The sequence below is a fragment of the Pseudomonas sp. NPDC096950 genome, assembly GCF_044762525.1.
Lineage (GTDB): Bacteria > Pseudomonadota > Gammaproteobacteria > Pseudomonadales > Pseudomonadaceae > Aquipseudomonas.
Window position 1 is genome coordinate 113,315 of sequence record NZ_JBIWEL010000014.1, and the last position, 13,231, is coordinate 126,545.

A 13,231-nucleotide genomic window follows, 5' to 3' on the forward strand; every position below is an offset into this window, starting at 1 on the left:
TCATACGCCCGCAGGCGTTCACGCGTTGTCCGTGGCCTGCTTGGGCTCGGTCGGCAAAGTGAAGCCCGACACCGAGCGCCGCAACTGACTGGCCATTTTCGCCAGGTTGCCGATGCTTTCGGCGGTCGCCGTGGAGCCGGACGACGTCTGCGTGGTGATCTGCTGGATCACGTTCATGGTCAGGGAAATCTGCCCGGCCGACGACGTCTGTTGCTGCGCCGCGTTGGAAATGCTCTGGATCAGCGCCGCCAAGGTCTTCGACACACCTTCGATTTCTTCCAGGGCCACACCGGCATCCTGCGCCAGACGCGCGCCACGCACCACTTCGGTGGTGGTCTGCTCCATGGAGATCACCGCTTCATTAGTATCGGTCTGGATCGCCCGGACGAGGGTTTCAATTTGTCGGGTCGCGGCGGACGAGCGCTCGGCCAGTCGCTGCACTTCGTCGGCCACCACGGCGAATCCGCGTCCGGCGTCGCCGGCCATCGAGGCTTGAATGGCTGCGTTGAGTGCGAGGATGTTGGTCTGGTCGGCAATGTCGTCGATCAGGCTGACGATGTCGCCGATTTCCTGGGAAGACTCGCCCAGACGCTTGATGCGTTTGGCGGTGTCTTGGATCTGTTCGCGGATGTTGTCCATGCCGTGGATGGTGTTGTGCACCACCTCGTTGCCCTTGTTGGCGATTTCCACCGAACGCTCGGCCACCGCAGAGGATTCGGCGGCGTTGGCCGAGACCTGATCGATGGACTGGGCCATGTCGTTGATTGCCGTGGAGGCTTCGGAAATCTGCTGGGCCTGATGTTCCGAAGCCTGGGCCAGGTGCATCGCAGTGGCCTGGGTTTCCTGCACGGCGGCGGCGACTTGCCCGGCGGTGAGGTTGATGGTCGCCACCAGATCGCGCAGTTGGTCGACGGAATAGTTGATCGAGTCGGCGATGGTCCCGGTGAAGTCTTCGGTCACCGAAGCGGTCACGGTCAGGTCGCCGTCGGCGAGGTCTTCGATTTCATCCAGCAGTCGCATGATCGCGTTTTGGTTGCGCTCATTCTTCTCGGCGGTTTCCTGCAACTGGCGGTTGGTTTCGCGCACCATCACTAGGCCGATGAGGATGATCGACATCAGCGCCAGCAAGCCCAGCACGTAGCCGCCGATGGTGTCGGTGTTGCGCCCGCCGGCCAGGTTTTCAAAACCGGTGGCCAGGTGCGAGGCTTCGTCGAGCAGGGTTTGCGACAGGGTGAAGATGTTGGTGGCCGATTCACGGACCTTGAACAGCTCCGGGGAGGTTTCGAGGATTTCATCCACCGAGCCGGAGACGAATTCGAACAGTTCGGAGATTTCCGTGAGTCGGGCGCGTGCGTCCTTGTCTTCGACCTGACTGACTTTCAGCGCCGGATTGCCCTGGAGCATGCCGGTTAACACCTGGCCGAAACGTGCGGCATCGCGGCCGAAGGCGTCGGCGGCTTGCTGGGAATTTTCGTCGCCGGACAGCACGGTGTTCACCGCGCCGAGAATTCGTTCCGCCAACAGCGATTGACGCTGGGCCATGGCCACTTGAGCCGCCGGGGCGCCGCGCTGGAGCAGGATTTCCACAACTTTTTCGTACTCGACCTGCAACTGCGGAACGGTTTCGGCCAGGGTCGCGGCGACTTGATGCAGGGACAGCACGGTCTGTTCGCTGGAGAGAATGGCGTCGGTGTTTTTCAGCAGGCGTTCCCAGTCCAGCTGCACGGCGCGCATTTCCGGGCGCACGGTGGACGGCGCGGGCGGCAGGCCGGTGCTCGGGTCGCCCTTCTTCAGGTAACCCCAGCGCTGGGCAAAGTCGTTGCGCGCATCGCTGAGCAACTTGAATGCCGCAGCCTTGCCGGCGGCGGCTTCGGTGGCGTTCTTGGCGATACGCTGGGACAACACGCGCAGCTCACCGGCGTGGCCGATGTACTGTTTATCGTAGGTGGCCTGGGTATTGAGGTAAGCGAAGTTGGCGAACAGCAGCATGATGAAGATGATCAGCGCGATAAACAGCACGATGATCTGCGAACGGCTGCGCGACCCTTCTGGCTTACCTGTTTTTGCTTTTGTCATCGGTCCTCGCCTGTTAACCAACCTTTAGAACCCGCCGTAGATCCCCTTGTGGGAGCGGGCTTGCTCGCGAAGGCGGTGTGTCATTCAGCATTGATGTCGACTGGTACACCGCCTTCGCGAGCAAGCCCGCTCCCACATTGGATTGGTGTTGGGCCGGTTACACCGCGACATGCATGAAGTCCTGGGACTGTGCCAACGCAAACGGGCTGAACACTTGCCAGCTCTGCTCGCGCTGGAACCGGCCCTGCACGAACGCGCCAATCGCGCCGTTCAACTCGCTCGGCGGCACCGCTTCCAGGCTGTCCTGGGCAAAGTGCTGCAAGCCGTAGACTTCATCGACCATCAACCCGGCAAACACGTCTTTGTATTCCACCACCAGCACCCGCCGTTGCTTGCGCCCCCCCGACAACTCATGCCCAAGCTCTTTATCCGAAAAGAAGGCGCAGATATCCATGATCGGCAGCAACCGCCCGCGCAAGTTGGCCACGCCCTTGACCCAGGGTTTGACGCCGGGCAGTTGGGTGCAGCGCGGTTCATGCAGGACTTCGCTGACTTCGCCCATCGGCGCGACGTACCAGTGCTCACCCAGGCGAAAACCGATGCCGCTCCAGCTGTCCTGGCGGGTCGGCTGGGACGGCAAATCCGCCGCCAGCACGCGACAACGCTGGTCGATCTGCAGCAGCAGTTCGAAAGCCGTCAGCGACTCGGTCATGGCCGGGGGATCAACCGGCCAGCACGTTGTTCAGGGTTTTGATCAGGGTGTCTTCGTCGACCGGTTTGGTCAGGTAGTCCTTGGCGCCTTGGCGCGTGCCCCAGACCTTGTCGGTTTCCTGATCCTTGGTGGTGATGATGATCACCGGGATGTGCCCGGTTTCCGGGTCTTTGGTCAACTGGCGGGTGGCCTGGAAACCGTTGAGGCCGGGCATGACGATGTCCATCAGCACGGCGTCGGGTTTTTCCTGGCGGGCCAGGGCCACGCCGTCGGCGCCGTTTTCGGCTTTCAACACTTCATGACCGTGCTTTTCCAGCATGCCGGTCAGTTTGTACATTTCAGTCGGCGAATCATCGACGATCAGAATACGTGCCATGGTCTTCCCCATTCTTGTCAACGCCGGGCCCGCTGGCCGAGCGTCACTGTGCGTGTCCTACTGCGGCAAAACGGCGGCGAAGCCCGGTACATGGGCCTGGATCGCGTTCAGCAGTTCTTCCTTGCTGAAAGGCTTGGTCAAAAACTGGTCGGAGCCGACGATGCGCCCCTTGGCCTTGTCGAACAGCCCGTCCTTGGACGACAGCATAATCACTGGCGTGGACTTGAACGCACTGTTGTTCTTGATTAAAGCGCAGGTCTGATAACCATCCAGACGCGGCATCATGATGTCGACAAAGATAATGCCCGGATGATTGTCGGCAATCTTGGCCAGCGCATCGAAACCGTCGATGGCCGTGATGACTTCACAGCCTACGTTTTTCAGCAGCGTTTCGGCGGTGCGGCGAATCGTCTTCGAATCATCGATCACCATGACCTTCAAGGCGCTGGAATGCTGTTCCATAAATGCTCTACCGTCGCCTTTGAGAAACAATTTGTCCGTTTGACGGCTCGAAACCCTTGATACTGAAGGGCCAGCGCGACATGGCGACCTTTTTAGCACAGTCTCAATAACCAATCTATCGGCCGACCCGCGCAGAGGTTTTTCCTTGACCGGGAACACACTCAGCGCCACTCTGACGCCACTTTTTCGTGTCCATTCGGGCCACCCCATTTCGAGGAAAAACCCATGAGCGTTCGCGTCGGGATTGTCATGGACCCTATCGCCAGCATTTCCTATAAAAAGGATAGCTCGCTGGCCATGCTGCTGGCTGCGCAGAAGCGCGGCTGGGAACTGTTCTATATGGAACAGAAGGATTTGTACCAGGGCGAAGGTGAAGCACGGGCGCGGATGCGGCCGCTGAAAGTCTTCGCCAACCCTGAGAAGTGGTTCGAACTGGAAGACGAGACCGACGCGCTGCTGAGCGATCTGGACGTGATCCTGATGCGCAAGGATCCGCCGTTCGACATGGAATTCGTCTACTCCACGTACCTGCTGGAGCAAGCCGAGCGCGCGGGCGTGCTGGTGGTCAACAAGCCGCAGAGCCTGCGCGACTGCAACGAAAAACTGTTCGCCACGCTGTTCCCGCAGTGCACGCCGCCGACCGTGGTCAGCCGCCGCGCCGACGTGTTGCGTGAATTCGCCGCCAAGCACGGCGACGTGATCCTCAAGCCGCTGGACGGCATGGGCGGCACGTCGATCTTCCGTCACCGCGCGGGCGATCCGAACCTGTCGGTGATTCTGGAAACCCTGACCGCGCTGGGCACCCAGCAGATCATGGGCCAGGCCTATCTGCCGGCGATCAAGGATGGCGACAAACGCATCCTGATGATCGACGGCGAGCCGGTGGATTACTGCCTGGCGCGGATTCCTGCCGCTGGCGAAACCCGTGGCAACCTCGCCGCCGGTGGCCGTGGCGAAGCCCGCCCGCTGAGCGACAAGGATCGCTGGATCGCCGCCCAGGTTGGCCCGACCTTGCGTGAGAAAGGCCTGCTGTTCGTGGGCCTGGATGTGATCGGCGAGCACCTGACCGAAATCAACGTCACCAGTCCGACGTGCATTCGCGAGATTGATAACGCGTTTGGCACCGACATTGGTGGCCTTTTGATGGATGCCATCGATCAGAAGCTCAAGGCCCGTTGATATAGAACAGCCAAGAAACGACCAACATTGCGTTATCATCCCCGGCCTGTAAAAAACGCGATGTTGGTTTTCTTGTCATGACGCTCCCGTCCGATCTGCCCGCTGAACTCGCCCATATTGGCGTGCGCCCGGCCGATCGCCTCGGTTTTACCCTGTTTCTCGCGGCGTTGATTCACTTGGCCTTGCTGTTGGGCGTCGGCTTTTCGATGGTGGAACCCAAGCAGATCAGCAAAACCCTGGAAATCACCCTCGCCACCTTCAAAAGCGAAACCAAGCCGAAGAAGGCTGACTTCCTGGCCCAGGAAAATCAGGAAGGCAGCGGCACCCTGGATAAAAAGGCGATCCCCAAGACCACCGAGGTCGCGCCGTTCCAGGACAACAAGGTGCAGAAAGTCACCCCGCCACCGGCCGCCAAACCTGAAGTGCAGGAAGCCGCGCCCAAGGCTGCCGTGACCACCGTCGCGCCAAAGCCGAAAAAAGCCGCCGCCAAAAACGAAGAACCCAAGACCCAGCCCAAACCCGCCGTGGCCGCGCCGACGTTCGACAGCTCGCAGCTGTCCAGCGACATCGCCAGCCTGGAAGCGGAGCTGGCCAACGAACAACAGCTGTACGCCAAGCGCCCGCGGATTCACCGCTTGAGCGCGGCCTCGACCATGAAAGACAAGGGCGCCTGGTACAAAGACGAGTGGCGCAAGAAGGTCGAGCGCATCGGCAACCTCAACTACCCCGACGAAGCGCGGCGCAAGCAGATCTACGGCAATTTGCGCCTGATGGTCTCGATCAACCGCGATGGTTCGCTGTATGAAGTGTTGGTGCTGGAATCCTCCGGGCAACCGCTGCTGGATCAGGCAGCCCAGCGGATCGTGCGGCTGGCGGCACCGTTTTCGCCGTTTACCGGGGATTTGTCGGATATCGACCGGTTGGAAATCATCCGTACCTGGAAATTCGCCCGCGGCGACAAACTCTCCAGTAATTGACACCCCAAAAATCCCTCTTGTGGGAGCGAGCCTGCTCGCGAAGAGGGAGTGTCAGTTACATGAATGTTGCCTGACACACTGCATTCGCGAGCAGGCTCGCTCCCACATTTGATCTCGATTGTTTGCAGGATTGAGGCATTTCCTGTGCATCCCCAGCTTGTCAGTTCGCCCCTCCAACGCCACACTAGCGCTCATGAAGAACGTCAGCCCCAGCTACCTCAAGCATCACTTCCTGATCGCCATGCCTCACATGGCCGACCCGAACTTTGCGCACACCTTGACCTACATCGTCGAGCACACGGCCAATGGCGCCATGGGGCTGGTGGTCAACCGTCCGCAAGACCTGAACCTGGCCGATATCCTCGAACAACTGCGTCCTGACATCGAGCCACCCGTGCTCTGCCAGCACGTGCCGATCTTTATCGGCGGGCCGGTGCAGACTGATCGCGGCTTTGTCCTGCATCCGTCGGGTAAAACCTTCCAGGCGACCGTTGATCTGGAAGGCGAGTTGTCCTTGTCTACCTCTCAGGACGTGCTGTTCGCCATCGCTGACGGCGTCGGCCCGGCGAAAAGCGTGATCACCCTCGGTTACGCAGGCTGGGAAGCCGGGCAACTGGAGGCCGAACTGGCCGACAACGCCTGGCTGACCTGCCCTTACAACGCCGACATCCTGTTCAACACCAGCAGCGAGTCGCGCCTCGAAGCGGCGGCCCGGCACCTGGGGATCAATCTCAGCCTGCTGACCAGCCAGGCGGGCCACGCCTGATGGCCCTGCGACTGATTCTGGGTTTTGACTACGGCACCAAACAGATCGGCGTAGCGGTCGGCCAGGTGATTACCGGCCAGGCCCGCGAGCTGTGCACCTTGAAGGCGCAAAACGGTATTCCCGACTGGAATCAGGTCGAAGCCCTGATCAAGGAATGGAAGCCCGACGCCGTGGTGGTCGGCCTGCCGCTGAACATGGACGGCACGCCCAGCGACATGTGCCTGCGGGCCGAGAAGTTCGCCCGCCGCCTCAATGGCCGCTACAACCTGCCCTTCTATACCCACGACGAACGCCTGACCACTTTCGAGGCCAAGGGCGAGCGGCGTGATCGTGGTGGGCAAAAAGGCAGTTACCGCGACAACCCGGTCGATGCCATCGCCGCCGCCCTGCTGCTGCAAGGCTGGCTCGACGAAAACACCGCACTGTTCGAATCCTGAAGAGCCGCTGCAAGCGACTCTCTATAGCGACAACCCGAGCCAAACCCCGCACGCACCGGCTCGGGCCCAAGAAGGAGCAACCATGAGCCTGCCCAATCCCGCCGAACTGATCAGCCAGATGGCGATCCGTCTCAAGGCACACCTGGAACACCGTGGCATCAGCGAACCGCGCTACATCGGTATTCGTACCGGTGGCGTCTGGGTCGCCCAGGCGTTGCTCGATGAACTGGGCAGCGACTCGCCGCTCGGCACGTTGGACGTCTCCTTCTACCGCGACGACTTCAGCCAGAACGGTCTGCACCCGCAAGTGCGCCCTTCGGCCCTGCCGTTCGAGATCGAAGGCCAGGACCTGGTGCTGATCGACGACGTGCTGATGAGCGGCCGCACCATCCGCGCCGCCATGAACGAATTGTTCGACTATGGCCGCCCGGCCAGCGTGACGCTGGTGTGCCTGCTGGACCTGGACGCCGGCGAGCTGCCGATCCGACCGAACGTGGTCGGCGCGACCCTGGCCCTGGCCGCTCACGAACGAGTGAAGCTGTCCGGCCCTTCGCCGCTCGTACTTGAACTGCAAGACCTCGCCCTTTAATTCGCCCTATTGAGAGTCCCCCTCGCGATGACGCCTCTAGAAACCAAGCGCCCGCTGCAGCTCAATGATCAGGGCCAGCTGCGCCACTTCCTCTCGCTCGACGGTTTGCGCCGCGAGTTGCTGACGGAAATCCTCGACACCGCCGACTCGTTCCTCGAAGTCGGCGCCCGGGCGGTGAAGAAGGTCCCGTTGCTGCGCGGCAAGACCGTGTGCAATGTGTTCTTCGAGAACTCGACCCGTACCCGCACCACCTTCGAACTGGCAGCCCAGCGCTTGTCGGCGGACGTGATCACCCTGAACGTGTCGACATCCTCGGCGAGCAAGGGCGAAACCCTGCTCGATACCCTGCGCAACCTGGAAGCCATGGCCGCCGACATGTTCGTCGTGCGCCACGGTGACTCCGGCGCCGCGCACTTCATCGCCGAGCACGTATGCCCGCAAGTGGCGATCATCAACGGTGGCGACGGCCGTCACGCGCACCCGACCCAGGGCATGCTCGACATGCTGACGATTCGTCGGCACAAGGGCGGTTTCGAAAACCTTTCGGTGGCCATCGTCGGCGACATCCTGCATTCGCGGGTCGCGCGCTCGAACATGCTCGCGCTGAAAACCCTCGGTTGCCCGGACATCCGCGTGATCGCGCCGAAAACCCTGCTGCCGATCGGCATCGAGCAATACGGCGTGAAGGCCTACACCGACATGGCCGAAGGCCTGAAAGACGTCGACGTGGTGATCATGCTGCGCCTGCAGCGTGAACGCATGACCGGCGGCCTGCTGCCGAGCGAAGGCGAGTTCTATCGCCTGTTCGGCCTGACCACCGCGCGGCTGGCCGGGGCGAAGCCGGATTGCATCGTCATGCACCCGGGGCCGATCAACCGAGGAGTGGAGATTGAGTCGGCGGTGGCCGACGGCCCGCACTCGGTGATCCTCAATCAGGTCACCTACGGTATTGCGATTCGTATGGCCGTGCTGTCCATGGCCATGAGCGGGCAAACTGCCCAGCGCCAATTCGAGCAGGAGAACGCCCAGTGAAACTCAGCATTCTCGGCGCCCGCGTCATCGATCCAACCTCGGGTCTGGATCAAGTTACCGATATTCATATTGAAGCCTGCAAGATCGTCGCCCTTGGCGCGGCACCGGCCGGTTTTGTTCCGGTCGAGACCATTGACGCCAAAGGCCTAGTGGCCGCGCCCGGCCTGGTGGACCTGAACGTCGCCCTGCGCGAACCGGGCTACAGCCGCAAAGGTTCGATTGCCAGCGAAACCCGCGCCGCTGCGGCCGGTGGCGTGACCAGCCTGTGCTGCCCGCCGAAAACCAAACCGGTGCTGGACACCTCGGCCGTGGCCGAACTGATCCTCGACCGCGCCCGCGAGGCAGGCAACACCAAGGTCTTCCCGATTGGCGCCCTGAGCAAAGGCCTGGATGGCGAGCAGCTTGCAGAGCTCGTTGCCTTGCGCGACGCCGGTTGCGTGGCCTTCGGCAACGGCCTGGAGAGCTTCCGCAACACCCGCACCCTGTGCCGGGCGCTGGAATACGCAGCGACCTTCGACCTGACAGTGATTTTCAACTCACAGGACCATGACCTGGCCGAAGGTGGCTTGGCCCATGAAGGCCCGACCGCGAGTTTCCTTGGTCTGCCGGGGATTCCGGAAACCGCCGAAACCGTGGCCCTGGCCCGGGATCTGCTTCTGGTCGAGCAAAGTGGCGTGCGTGCGCACTTCAGCCAACTCACCAGCGCCCGCGGCGTGGCCCTGATTGCCCAGGCCCAGGCTCGTGGATTGCCGGTGACTGCCGATGTCGCCCTGTACCAACTGATCCTGACCGACGAAGCGCTGATCGACTTCAGCAGCCTCTATCACGTCCAGCCGCCGCTGCGCACCCGCGCCGACCGCGATGGCCTGCGTGCAGCGGTGAAGTCCGGGGTGGTTTCGGCCATCTCCAGCCATCACCAGCCCCATGAGCGCGATGCCAAACTGGCGCCGTTCGGTGCGACTGAACCGGGGATCAGCAGCGTTGAACTGCTGCTCCCGTTGGCGATGACGCTGGTTGAGGATGGTTTGCTCGATTTGCCGACGCTGCTTTCGCGCCTGAGTGCCGGCCCTGCCGAGGCGTTGCGCCTGCCGGCGGGCAAGTTGGCGGTGGGTGGCGCGGCGGATATCGTGCTGTTCGACCCAGCGGCCTCCACAGTGGCCGGTGAAACCTGGCTGTCCAAGGGCGAAAACTGCCCGTTTATCGGCCATAGCCTACCGAGTGTGGTGCGCTACACCCTGGTGGATGGGCGGATTAGCCACCAGGCTTAAGACCGCGTCGCCTGCATTCGCGAGCAAGCCCGCTCCCACAGGGGGAACGCATTCCCATGTGGGAGCGGGCTTGCTCGTGAAGATTTACTCGAAGGTGCCTTAGTCCTTAGGTCATTCAGCATCCCCATTACCAACTAGCTCTCATCTACGGGCTGACATCCTCGCGTCACATCCTCATCAACCCATCCATAACAAGAACATCCCTTCAAGCCATAAAGAAAACAGCCACTTATCAGTACGAAAGTTCTGACGTCTCACAATCCAAATGAAAAGAGCCTCATAACAATAAGAAACACCCTACAATTTATCAGATGCAAATTTTCAGTCCGCCATCTAGCATTCAAACAACCCAAGGAGAACCACCCAGGCAACTCTCTGCAACAGAGACGCAAGGCAAAGGAGCAGCACATGAAAAATGGACTTACATTGCCAGGCAGCCCTGAAAATGAAAAAGCTCAGTAACCAAATGCATTACGCCTATCCAGTGCTTCTCTTGATCACCTCCGCCATAGGAGTATTGACCGTAGCGAATAACCTTAGCGCTGGTTTATACAGAGCTGACCAAGATTCGATCGGACTACCGATAGGCGAAATGTTCATTATTTGCATAATGCTATTGGTCATGCATTTAGTGCAGGTATTCAGCAGCAGAAAGGCCAGAGCTAACTTTTACGGCCGAATTTTGCTTACTGCGTTATCACTGATTTCTGCGGCGCTATCGTCGATGATCCTCGCCGGCTGTATCACTTACTGGTTCATTCCTGACCATATAATTATTGCAATCTCTTATAGCTTCACTGCGGTCGCATTTGGTGCATTTCAAATCCAATTATTAAAAACAGGGCGGATTGGTCGGCAGACTTAAGTCCGTGTTACCGGCCTTCGCGAGCAAACCCGCTCCCACAGGGGGAACGCATTCCCATGTGGGAGCGGGTTTGCTCGCGAAGGCTTACTGACAGACACCCTCTTTAGCGGGAGGCCGCCCGGTTACTGATGGTGTTCACCACGGAAACCTGGGTATTGAGCGTCCAGAAGTCAAAAAGCACCCCCAGGAAGAACACCCCGCCCGTCACCAGGTACAGCAAACCGCTGATCCACTTCCCCTGATACATCCGGTGTACGCCGAACACGCCCAGAAACGTCAGCAGAATCCACGCCACGCTGTATTCGATCGGCCCGGCCTCAAAGCGCAGGTCGGCCTCACGGTCCATGGCCGGGATCAGGAACAGGTCGATCAGCCAGCCGATACCCAGCAAGCCGAAGGTGAAGAACCAGATCGTCCCGGTCACCGGCTTGCCGTAATAGAAGCGGTGAGCCCCGGTGAAACCGAAAATCCACAGCAGGTAACCGATCAGTTTGCTGTGGGTGTCTTGATAGGCTGCGGGGTGTTGATAGGTGTTCATGAAGGTCCTCGAATCACACGATAGATAAATATTGTTGAATTCTTTGTGACTTTTTTACAGGCGTCCGACGTATGGCAAATGCTACCTTCACTCCCGTCAAAGCCTTGTAGTACAAGCGCTCTGTCCGACAATTGCGTCAACTAGCTGCTTATTTGGTTCCGTTGACCCCAAGGTCCAATCGACCAACGGCCTCGGAAGGGTCAAAAAAGCTGTTATAAAGTTGCGCGCTAACCCATATGAGCCTTGCCTAATGCGTCCATTTTTCAAGACATGGCTAACCATTTGCCTTTTGATGCCACTGGCCGCCCACGCCACCAATCGTGAGCAACGTCTTCCTAACGTTAATGGTTACACCCCGAAATCCCATGTTTCTGCTCCTTCGAGCAAAAACAAGCAATCTGCCAAACACTCCACCACGCTGGCCACCGCCAACAGCAAGCTGGTGCCGCCGATGGCGACCAAGCAAAGCAGCAATGTGTTGAGTCGTGCAGTCAACGTCCTCGGTACTCCATACCGTTGGGGCGGCAGCAGCCCAAGTAAAGGGTTCGATTGCAGTGGCTTGGTGAAATACGCGTTCAACGACGCGACATTCGACCTGCCACGCACCTCGAACGCCATGGCCAGCGGTCATGGCCAGAAAGTCGATCGCGCGGATCTGAAGCCGGGCGATCTGATTTTCTTCAACATCAAGAGCCGTCGGGTCAATCACGTTGCCATTTACCTGGGCAACGATCGCTTCATCCACGCACCTCGCCGTGGCAAAGCAGTGTCCATCGATACGCTGAAGAAGCCGTATTGGGAAAGCCACTACGTGGTAGCCAAGCGGGTTCTGCCAAAAGAACCGAACCAGATGCGCGTTGTTCAGCGCTGATCCAGCAATGATCGTTCCCACGCAGAGCGTGGGAACGATCACTTCCTCTTAGAAGTTATCCGGCGACCGCGCCTTTTCCCGCGCATGCTCGCGGCTGATCAAGCCCTTGGTCACCAATTCCTTCAAGCACATATCCAGCGTCTGCATCCCCAGGTTGCCCCCGGTCTGGATCGACGAGTACATCTGCGCCACCTTGTCCTCGCGGATCAGGTTACGGATCGCCGAGGTGCCGAGCATGATCTCGTGCGCCGCAATTCGCCCACCACCAATCTTCTTGACCAGCGTTTGCGACACCACAGCCAGCAGCGACTCGGACAGCATCGAGCGCACCATCGACTTTTCGTCCCCCGGAAACACGTCCACCACCCGATCGATCGTCTTCGCCGCCGACGTGGTGTGCAGCGTGCCAAACACCAGGTGACCAGTCTCAGCGGCGGTCAACGCAAGACGAATGGTTTCCAGATCGCGCATCTCCCCCACCAGAATCACATCCGGATCTTCCCGCAATGCCGAACGCAACGCAGTGGCGAAGCTGCGGGTATCACGGTGGACTTCGCGCTGATTGATCAGGCATTTGCGTGATTCGTGGACGAACTCGATCGGATCTTCGATGGTAAGGATGTGGTGATGGCGATGGTTGTTCAGGTAATCGATCATCGCTGCGAGGGTGGTGGACTTGCCGGAACCGGTCGGTCCGGTCACCAGCACCAGGCCACGAGGGGCTTCGGTAATCTTGCGAAACACATCGCCCATGCCGAGGTCGTCCATGCTCAGGACCTTCGACGGAATGGTGCGGAACACCGCGCCGGCGCCGCGATTCTGGTTGAACGCATTGACCCGAAAGCGCGCCACGCCCGGCACTTCGAAGGAGAAGTCAGTCTCCAGGTGCTTTTCGAAGTCCACCCGCTGGGTGTCGTTCATGATGTCGTAGATCAGCTCGTGCACCTGTTTATGGTCCAGGGCCGGCAGGTTGATGCGCCGCACATCGCCATCGACACGAATCATCGGTGGCAGGCCGGCAGACAGGTGCAAGTCGGACGCGCCCTGTTTGGCGCTGAATGCCAGCAGCTCAGTGATATCCAT

At 60.0% G+C, this 13,231-nt stretch carries 15 protein-coding genes; 9 read left to right on the plus strand and 6 right to left on the minus strand.

Annotated elements, in window-relative coordinates:
* Positions 1-18: 18 nt before the first annotated feature.
* The 4 genes from ACIQY3_RS21030 to pilG all read right to left on the minus strand — a co-directional run bounded on the left by ACIQY3_RS21030 (position 19) and on the right by pilG (position 3,626).
* Complete coding sequence (locus ACIQY3_RS21030) at positions 19-2,076, minus strand: methyl-accepting chemotaxis protein (RefSeq protein WP_403023009.1); 2,058 nt, start codon at positions 2,074-2,076, stop codon at positions 19-21.
* 157 nt (positions 2,077-2,233) lie between these two features.
* Positions 2,234-2,788: a chemotaxis protein CheW gene (locus ACIQY3_RS21035; RefSeq protein ID WP_403023012.1), complete on the minus strand. Its 555-nt coding sequence runs from the start codon at positions 2,786-2,788 to the stop codon at positions 2,234-2,236.
* Between the two features lie 10 nt (positions 2,789-2,798).
* Positions 2,799-3,164, minus strand: a complete 366-nt coding sequence (gene pilH, locus ACIQY3_RS21040) for a twitching motility response regulator PilH (protein WP_007897961.1) — start codon at positions 3,162-3,164, stop codon at positions 2,799-2,801.
* Positions 3,165-3,221: 57 nt separating this feature from the next.
* The gene (gene pilG / locus ACIQY3_RS21045) at positions 3,222-3,626 is read right to left on the minus strand and encodes a twitching motility response regulator PilG (RefSeq protein WP_008152601.1); all 405 of its coding nucleotides are present in this window, start codon (positions 3,624-3,626) and stop codon (positions 3,222-3,224) included.
* A gap of 225 nt (positions 3,627-3,851) precedes the next feature.
* Here pilG and gshB point away from each other — a divergent pair, with 225 nt between their 5' ends.
* From gshB to ACIQY3_RS21085, 8 genes are all read left to right on the plus strand, one after another.
* A complete protein-coding gene (gshB, locus tag ACIQY3_RS21050; RefSeq protein ID WP_403023016.1) occupies positions 3,852-4,805 on the plus strand; it encodes a glutathione synthase in 954 nt (317 codons plus the stop codon).
* Between the two features lie 77 nt (positions 4,806-4,882).
* Positions 4,883-5,782 (plus strand): energy transducer TonB, encoded by a 900-nt coding sequence (locus tag ACIQY3_RS21055; protein ID WP_403023019.1) that lies wholly within the window; start codon positions 4,883-4,885, stop codon positions 5,780-5,782.
* Between the two features lie 193 nt (positions 5,783-5,975).
* The gene (locus ACIQY3_RS21060; RefSeq protein WP_403023022.1) at positions 5,976-6,548 is read left to right on the plus strand and encodes a YqgE/AlgH family protein; all 573 of its coding nucleotides are present in this window, start codon (positions 5,976-5,978) and stop codon (positions 6,546-6,548) included.
* A complete protein-coding gene (gene ruvX / locus ACIQY3_RS21065; protein ID WP_005792259.1) occupies positions 6,548-6,985 on the plus strand; it encodes a Holliday junction resolvase RuvX in 438 nt (145 codons plus the stop codon). Before ACIQY3_RS21060 ends, ruvX begins: the two co-directional genes overlap by 1 nt.
* 82 nt (positions 6,986-7,067) lie before the next feature.
* A complete protein-coding gene (gene pyrR, locus ACIQY3_RS21070) occupies positions 7,068-7,574 on the plus strand; it encodes a bifunctional pyr operon transcriptional regulator/uracil phosphoribosyltransferase PyrR (protein WP_403023026.1) in 507 nt (168 codons plus the stop codon).
* Positions 7,575-7,601: 27 nt separating this feature from the next.
* Positions 7,602-8,606, plus strand: a complete 1,005-nt coding sequence (locus ACIQY3_RS21075; protein ID WP_403023029.1) for an aspartate carbamoyltransferase catalytic subunit — start codon at positions 7,602-7,604, stop codon at positions 8,604-8,606.
* Positions 8,603-9,874, plus strand: coding sequence for a dihydroorotase (locus tag ACIQY3_RS21080; protein WP_403023032.1), 1,272 nt, complete (start codon positions 8,603-8,605; stop codon positions 9,872-9,874). Before ACIQY3_RS21075 ends, ACIQY3_RS21080 begins: the two co-directional genes overlap by 4 nt.
* Before the next feature lie 445 nt (positions 9,875-10,319).
* Positions 10,320-10,739 carry a hypothetical protein gene (locus ACIQY3_RS21085; RefSeq protein ID WP_403023035.1) on the plus strand — a complete coding sequence of 140 codons (420 nt, stop codon included), beginning with the start codon at positions 10,320-10,322 and terminating at the stop codon, positions 10,737-10,739.
* 103 nt (positions 10,740-10,842) lie between these two features.
* Here ACIQY3_RS21085 and ACIQY3_RS21090 read toward each other — a convergent pair whose 3' ends face one another.
* A complete protein-coding gene (locus ACIQY3_RS21090) occupies positions 10,843-11,277 on the minus strand; it encodes an NINE protein (protein WP_403023038.1) in 435 nt (144 codons plus the stop codon).
* Between the two features lie 250 nt (positions 11,278-11,527).
* Here ACIQY3_RS21090 and ACIQY3_RS21095 point away from each other — a divergent pair, with 250 nt between their 5' ends.
* Entirely contained in the window at positions 11,528-12,148 is a 621-nt protein-coding gene (locus ACIQY3_RS21095; RefSeq protein ID WP_403023042.1) for a C40 family peptidase, read from the plus strand.
* 48 nt (positions 12,149-12,196) lie between these two features.
* Here ACIQY3_RS21095 and ACIQY3_RS21100 read toward each other — a convergent pair whose 3' ends face one another.
* Complete coding sequence (locus tag ACIQY3_RS21100) at positions 12,197-13,231, minus strand: type IV pilus twitching motility protein PilT (RefSeq protein ID WP_201190041.1); 1,035 nt, start codon at positions 13,229-13,231, stop codon at positions 12,197-12,199.

Excerpts from the sequence above, each read along its gene's own strand:
- ACIQY3_RS21030 (WP_403023009.1), bottom strand. The coding sequence starts at position 2,076 with ATGACAAAAGCAAAAACAGGTAAGCCAGAAGGGTCGCGCAGCCGTTCG.
- ACIQY3_RS21035 (WP_403023012.1), bottom strand. The coding sequence starts at position 2,788 with ATGACCGAGTCGCTGACGGCTTTCGAACTGCTGCTGCAGATCGACCAG.
- pilH (WP_007897961.1), bottom strand. The coding sequence starts at position 3,164 with ATGGCACGTATTCTGATCGTCGATGATTCGCCGACTGAAATGTACAAA.
- pilG (WP_008152601.1), bottom strand. The coding sequence starts at position 3,626 with ATGGAACAGCATTCCAGCGCCTTGAAGGTCATGGTGATCGATGATTCG.
- gshB (WP_403023016.1), top strand. The coding sequence starts at position 3,852 with ATGAGCGTTCGCGTCGGGATTGTCATGGACCCTATCGCCAGCATTTCC.
- ACIQY3_RS21055 (WP_403023019.1), top strand. The coding sequence starts at position 4,883 with ATGACGCTCCCGTCCGATCTGCCCGCTGAACTCGCCCATATTGGCGTG.
- ACIQY3_RS21060 (WP_403023022.1), top strand. The coding sequence starts at position 5,976 with ATGAAGAACGTCAGCCCCAGCTACCTCAAGCATCACTTCCTGATCGCC.
- ruvX (WP_005792259.1), top strand. The coding sequence starts at position 6,548 with ATGGCCCTGCGACTGATTCTGGGTTTTGACTACGGCACCAAACAGATC.
- pyrR (WP_403023026.1), top strand. The coding sequence starts at position 7,068 with ATGAGCCTGCCCAATCCCGCCGAACTGATCAGCCAGATGGCGATCCGT.
- ACIQY3_RS21075 (WP_403023029.1), top strand. The coding sequence starts at position 7,602 with ATGACGCCTCTAGAAACCAAGCGCCCGCTGCAGCTCAATGATCAGGGC.
- ACIQY3_RS21085 (WP_403023035.1), top strand. The coding sequence starts at position 10,320 with ATGAAAAAGCTCAGTAACCAAATGCATTACGCCTATCCAGTGCTTCTC.
- ACIQY3_RS21090 (WP_403023038.1), bottom strand. The coding sequence starts at position 11,277 with ATGAACACCTATCAACACCCCGCAGCCTATCAAGACACCCACAGCAAA.
- ACIQY3_RS21095 (WP_403023042.1), top strand. The coding sequence starts at position 11,528 with ATGCGTCCATTTTTCAAGACATGGCTAACCATTTGCCTTTTGATGCCA.
- ACIQY3_RS21100 (WP_201190041.1), bottom strand. The coding sequence starts at position 13,231 with ATGGATATCACTGAGCTGCTGGCATTCAGCGCCAAACAGGGCGCGTCC.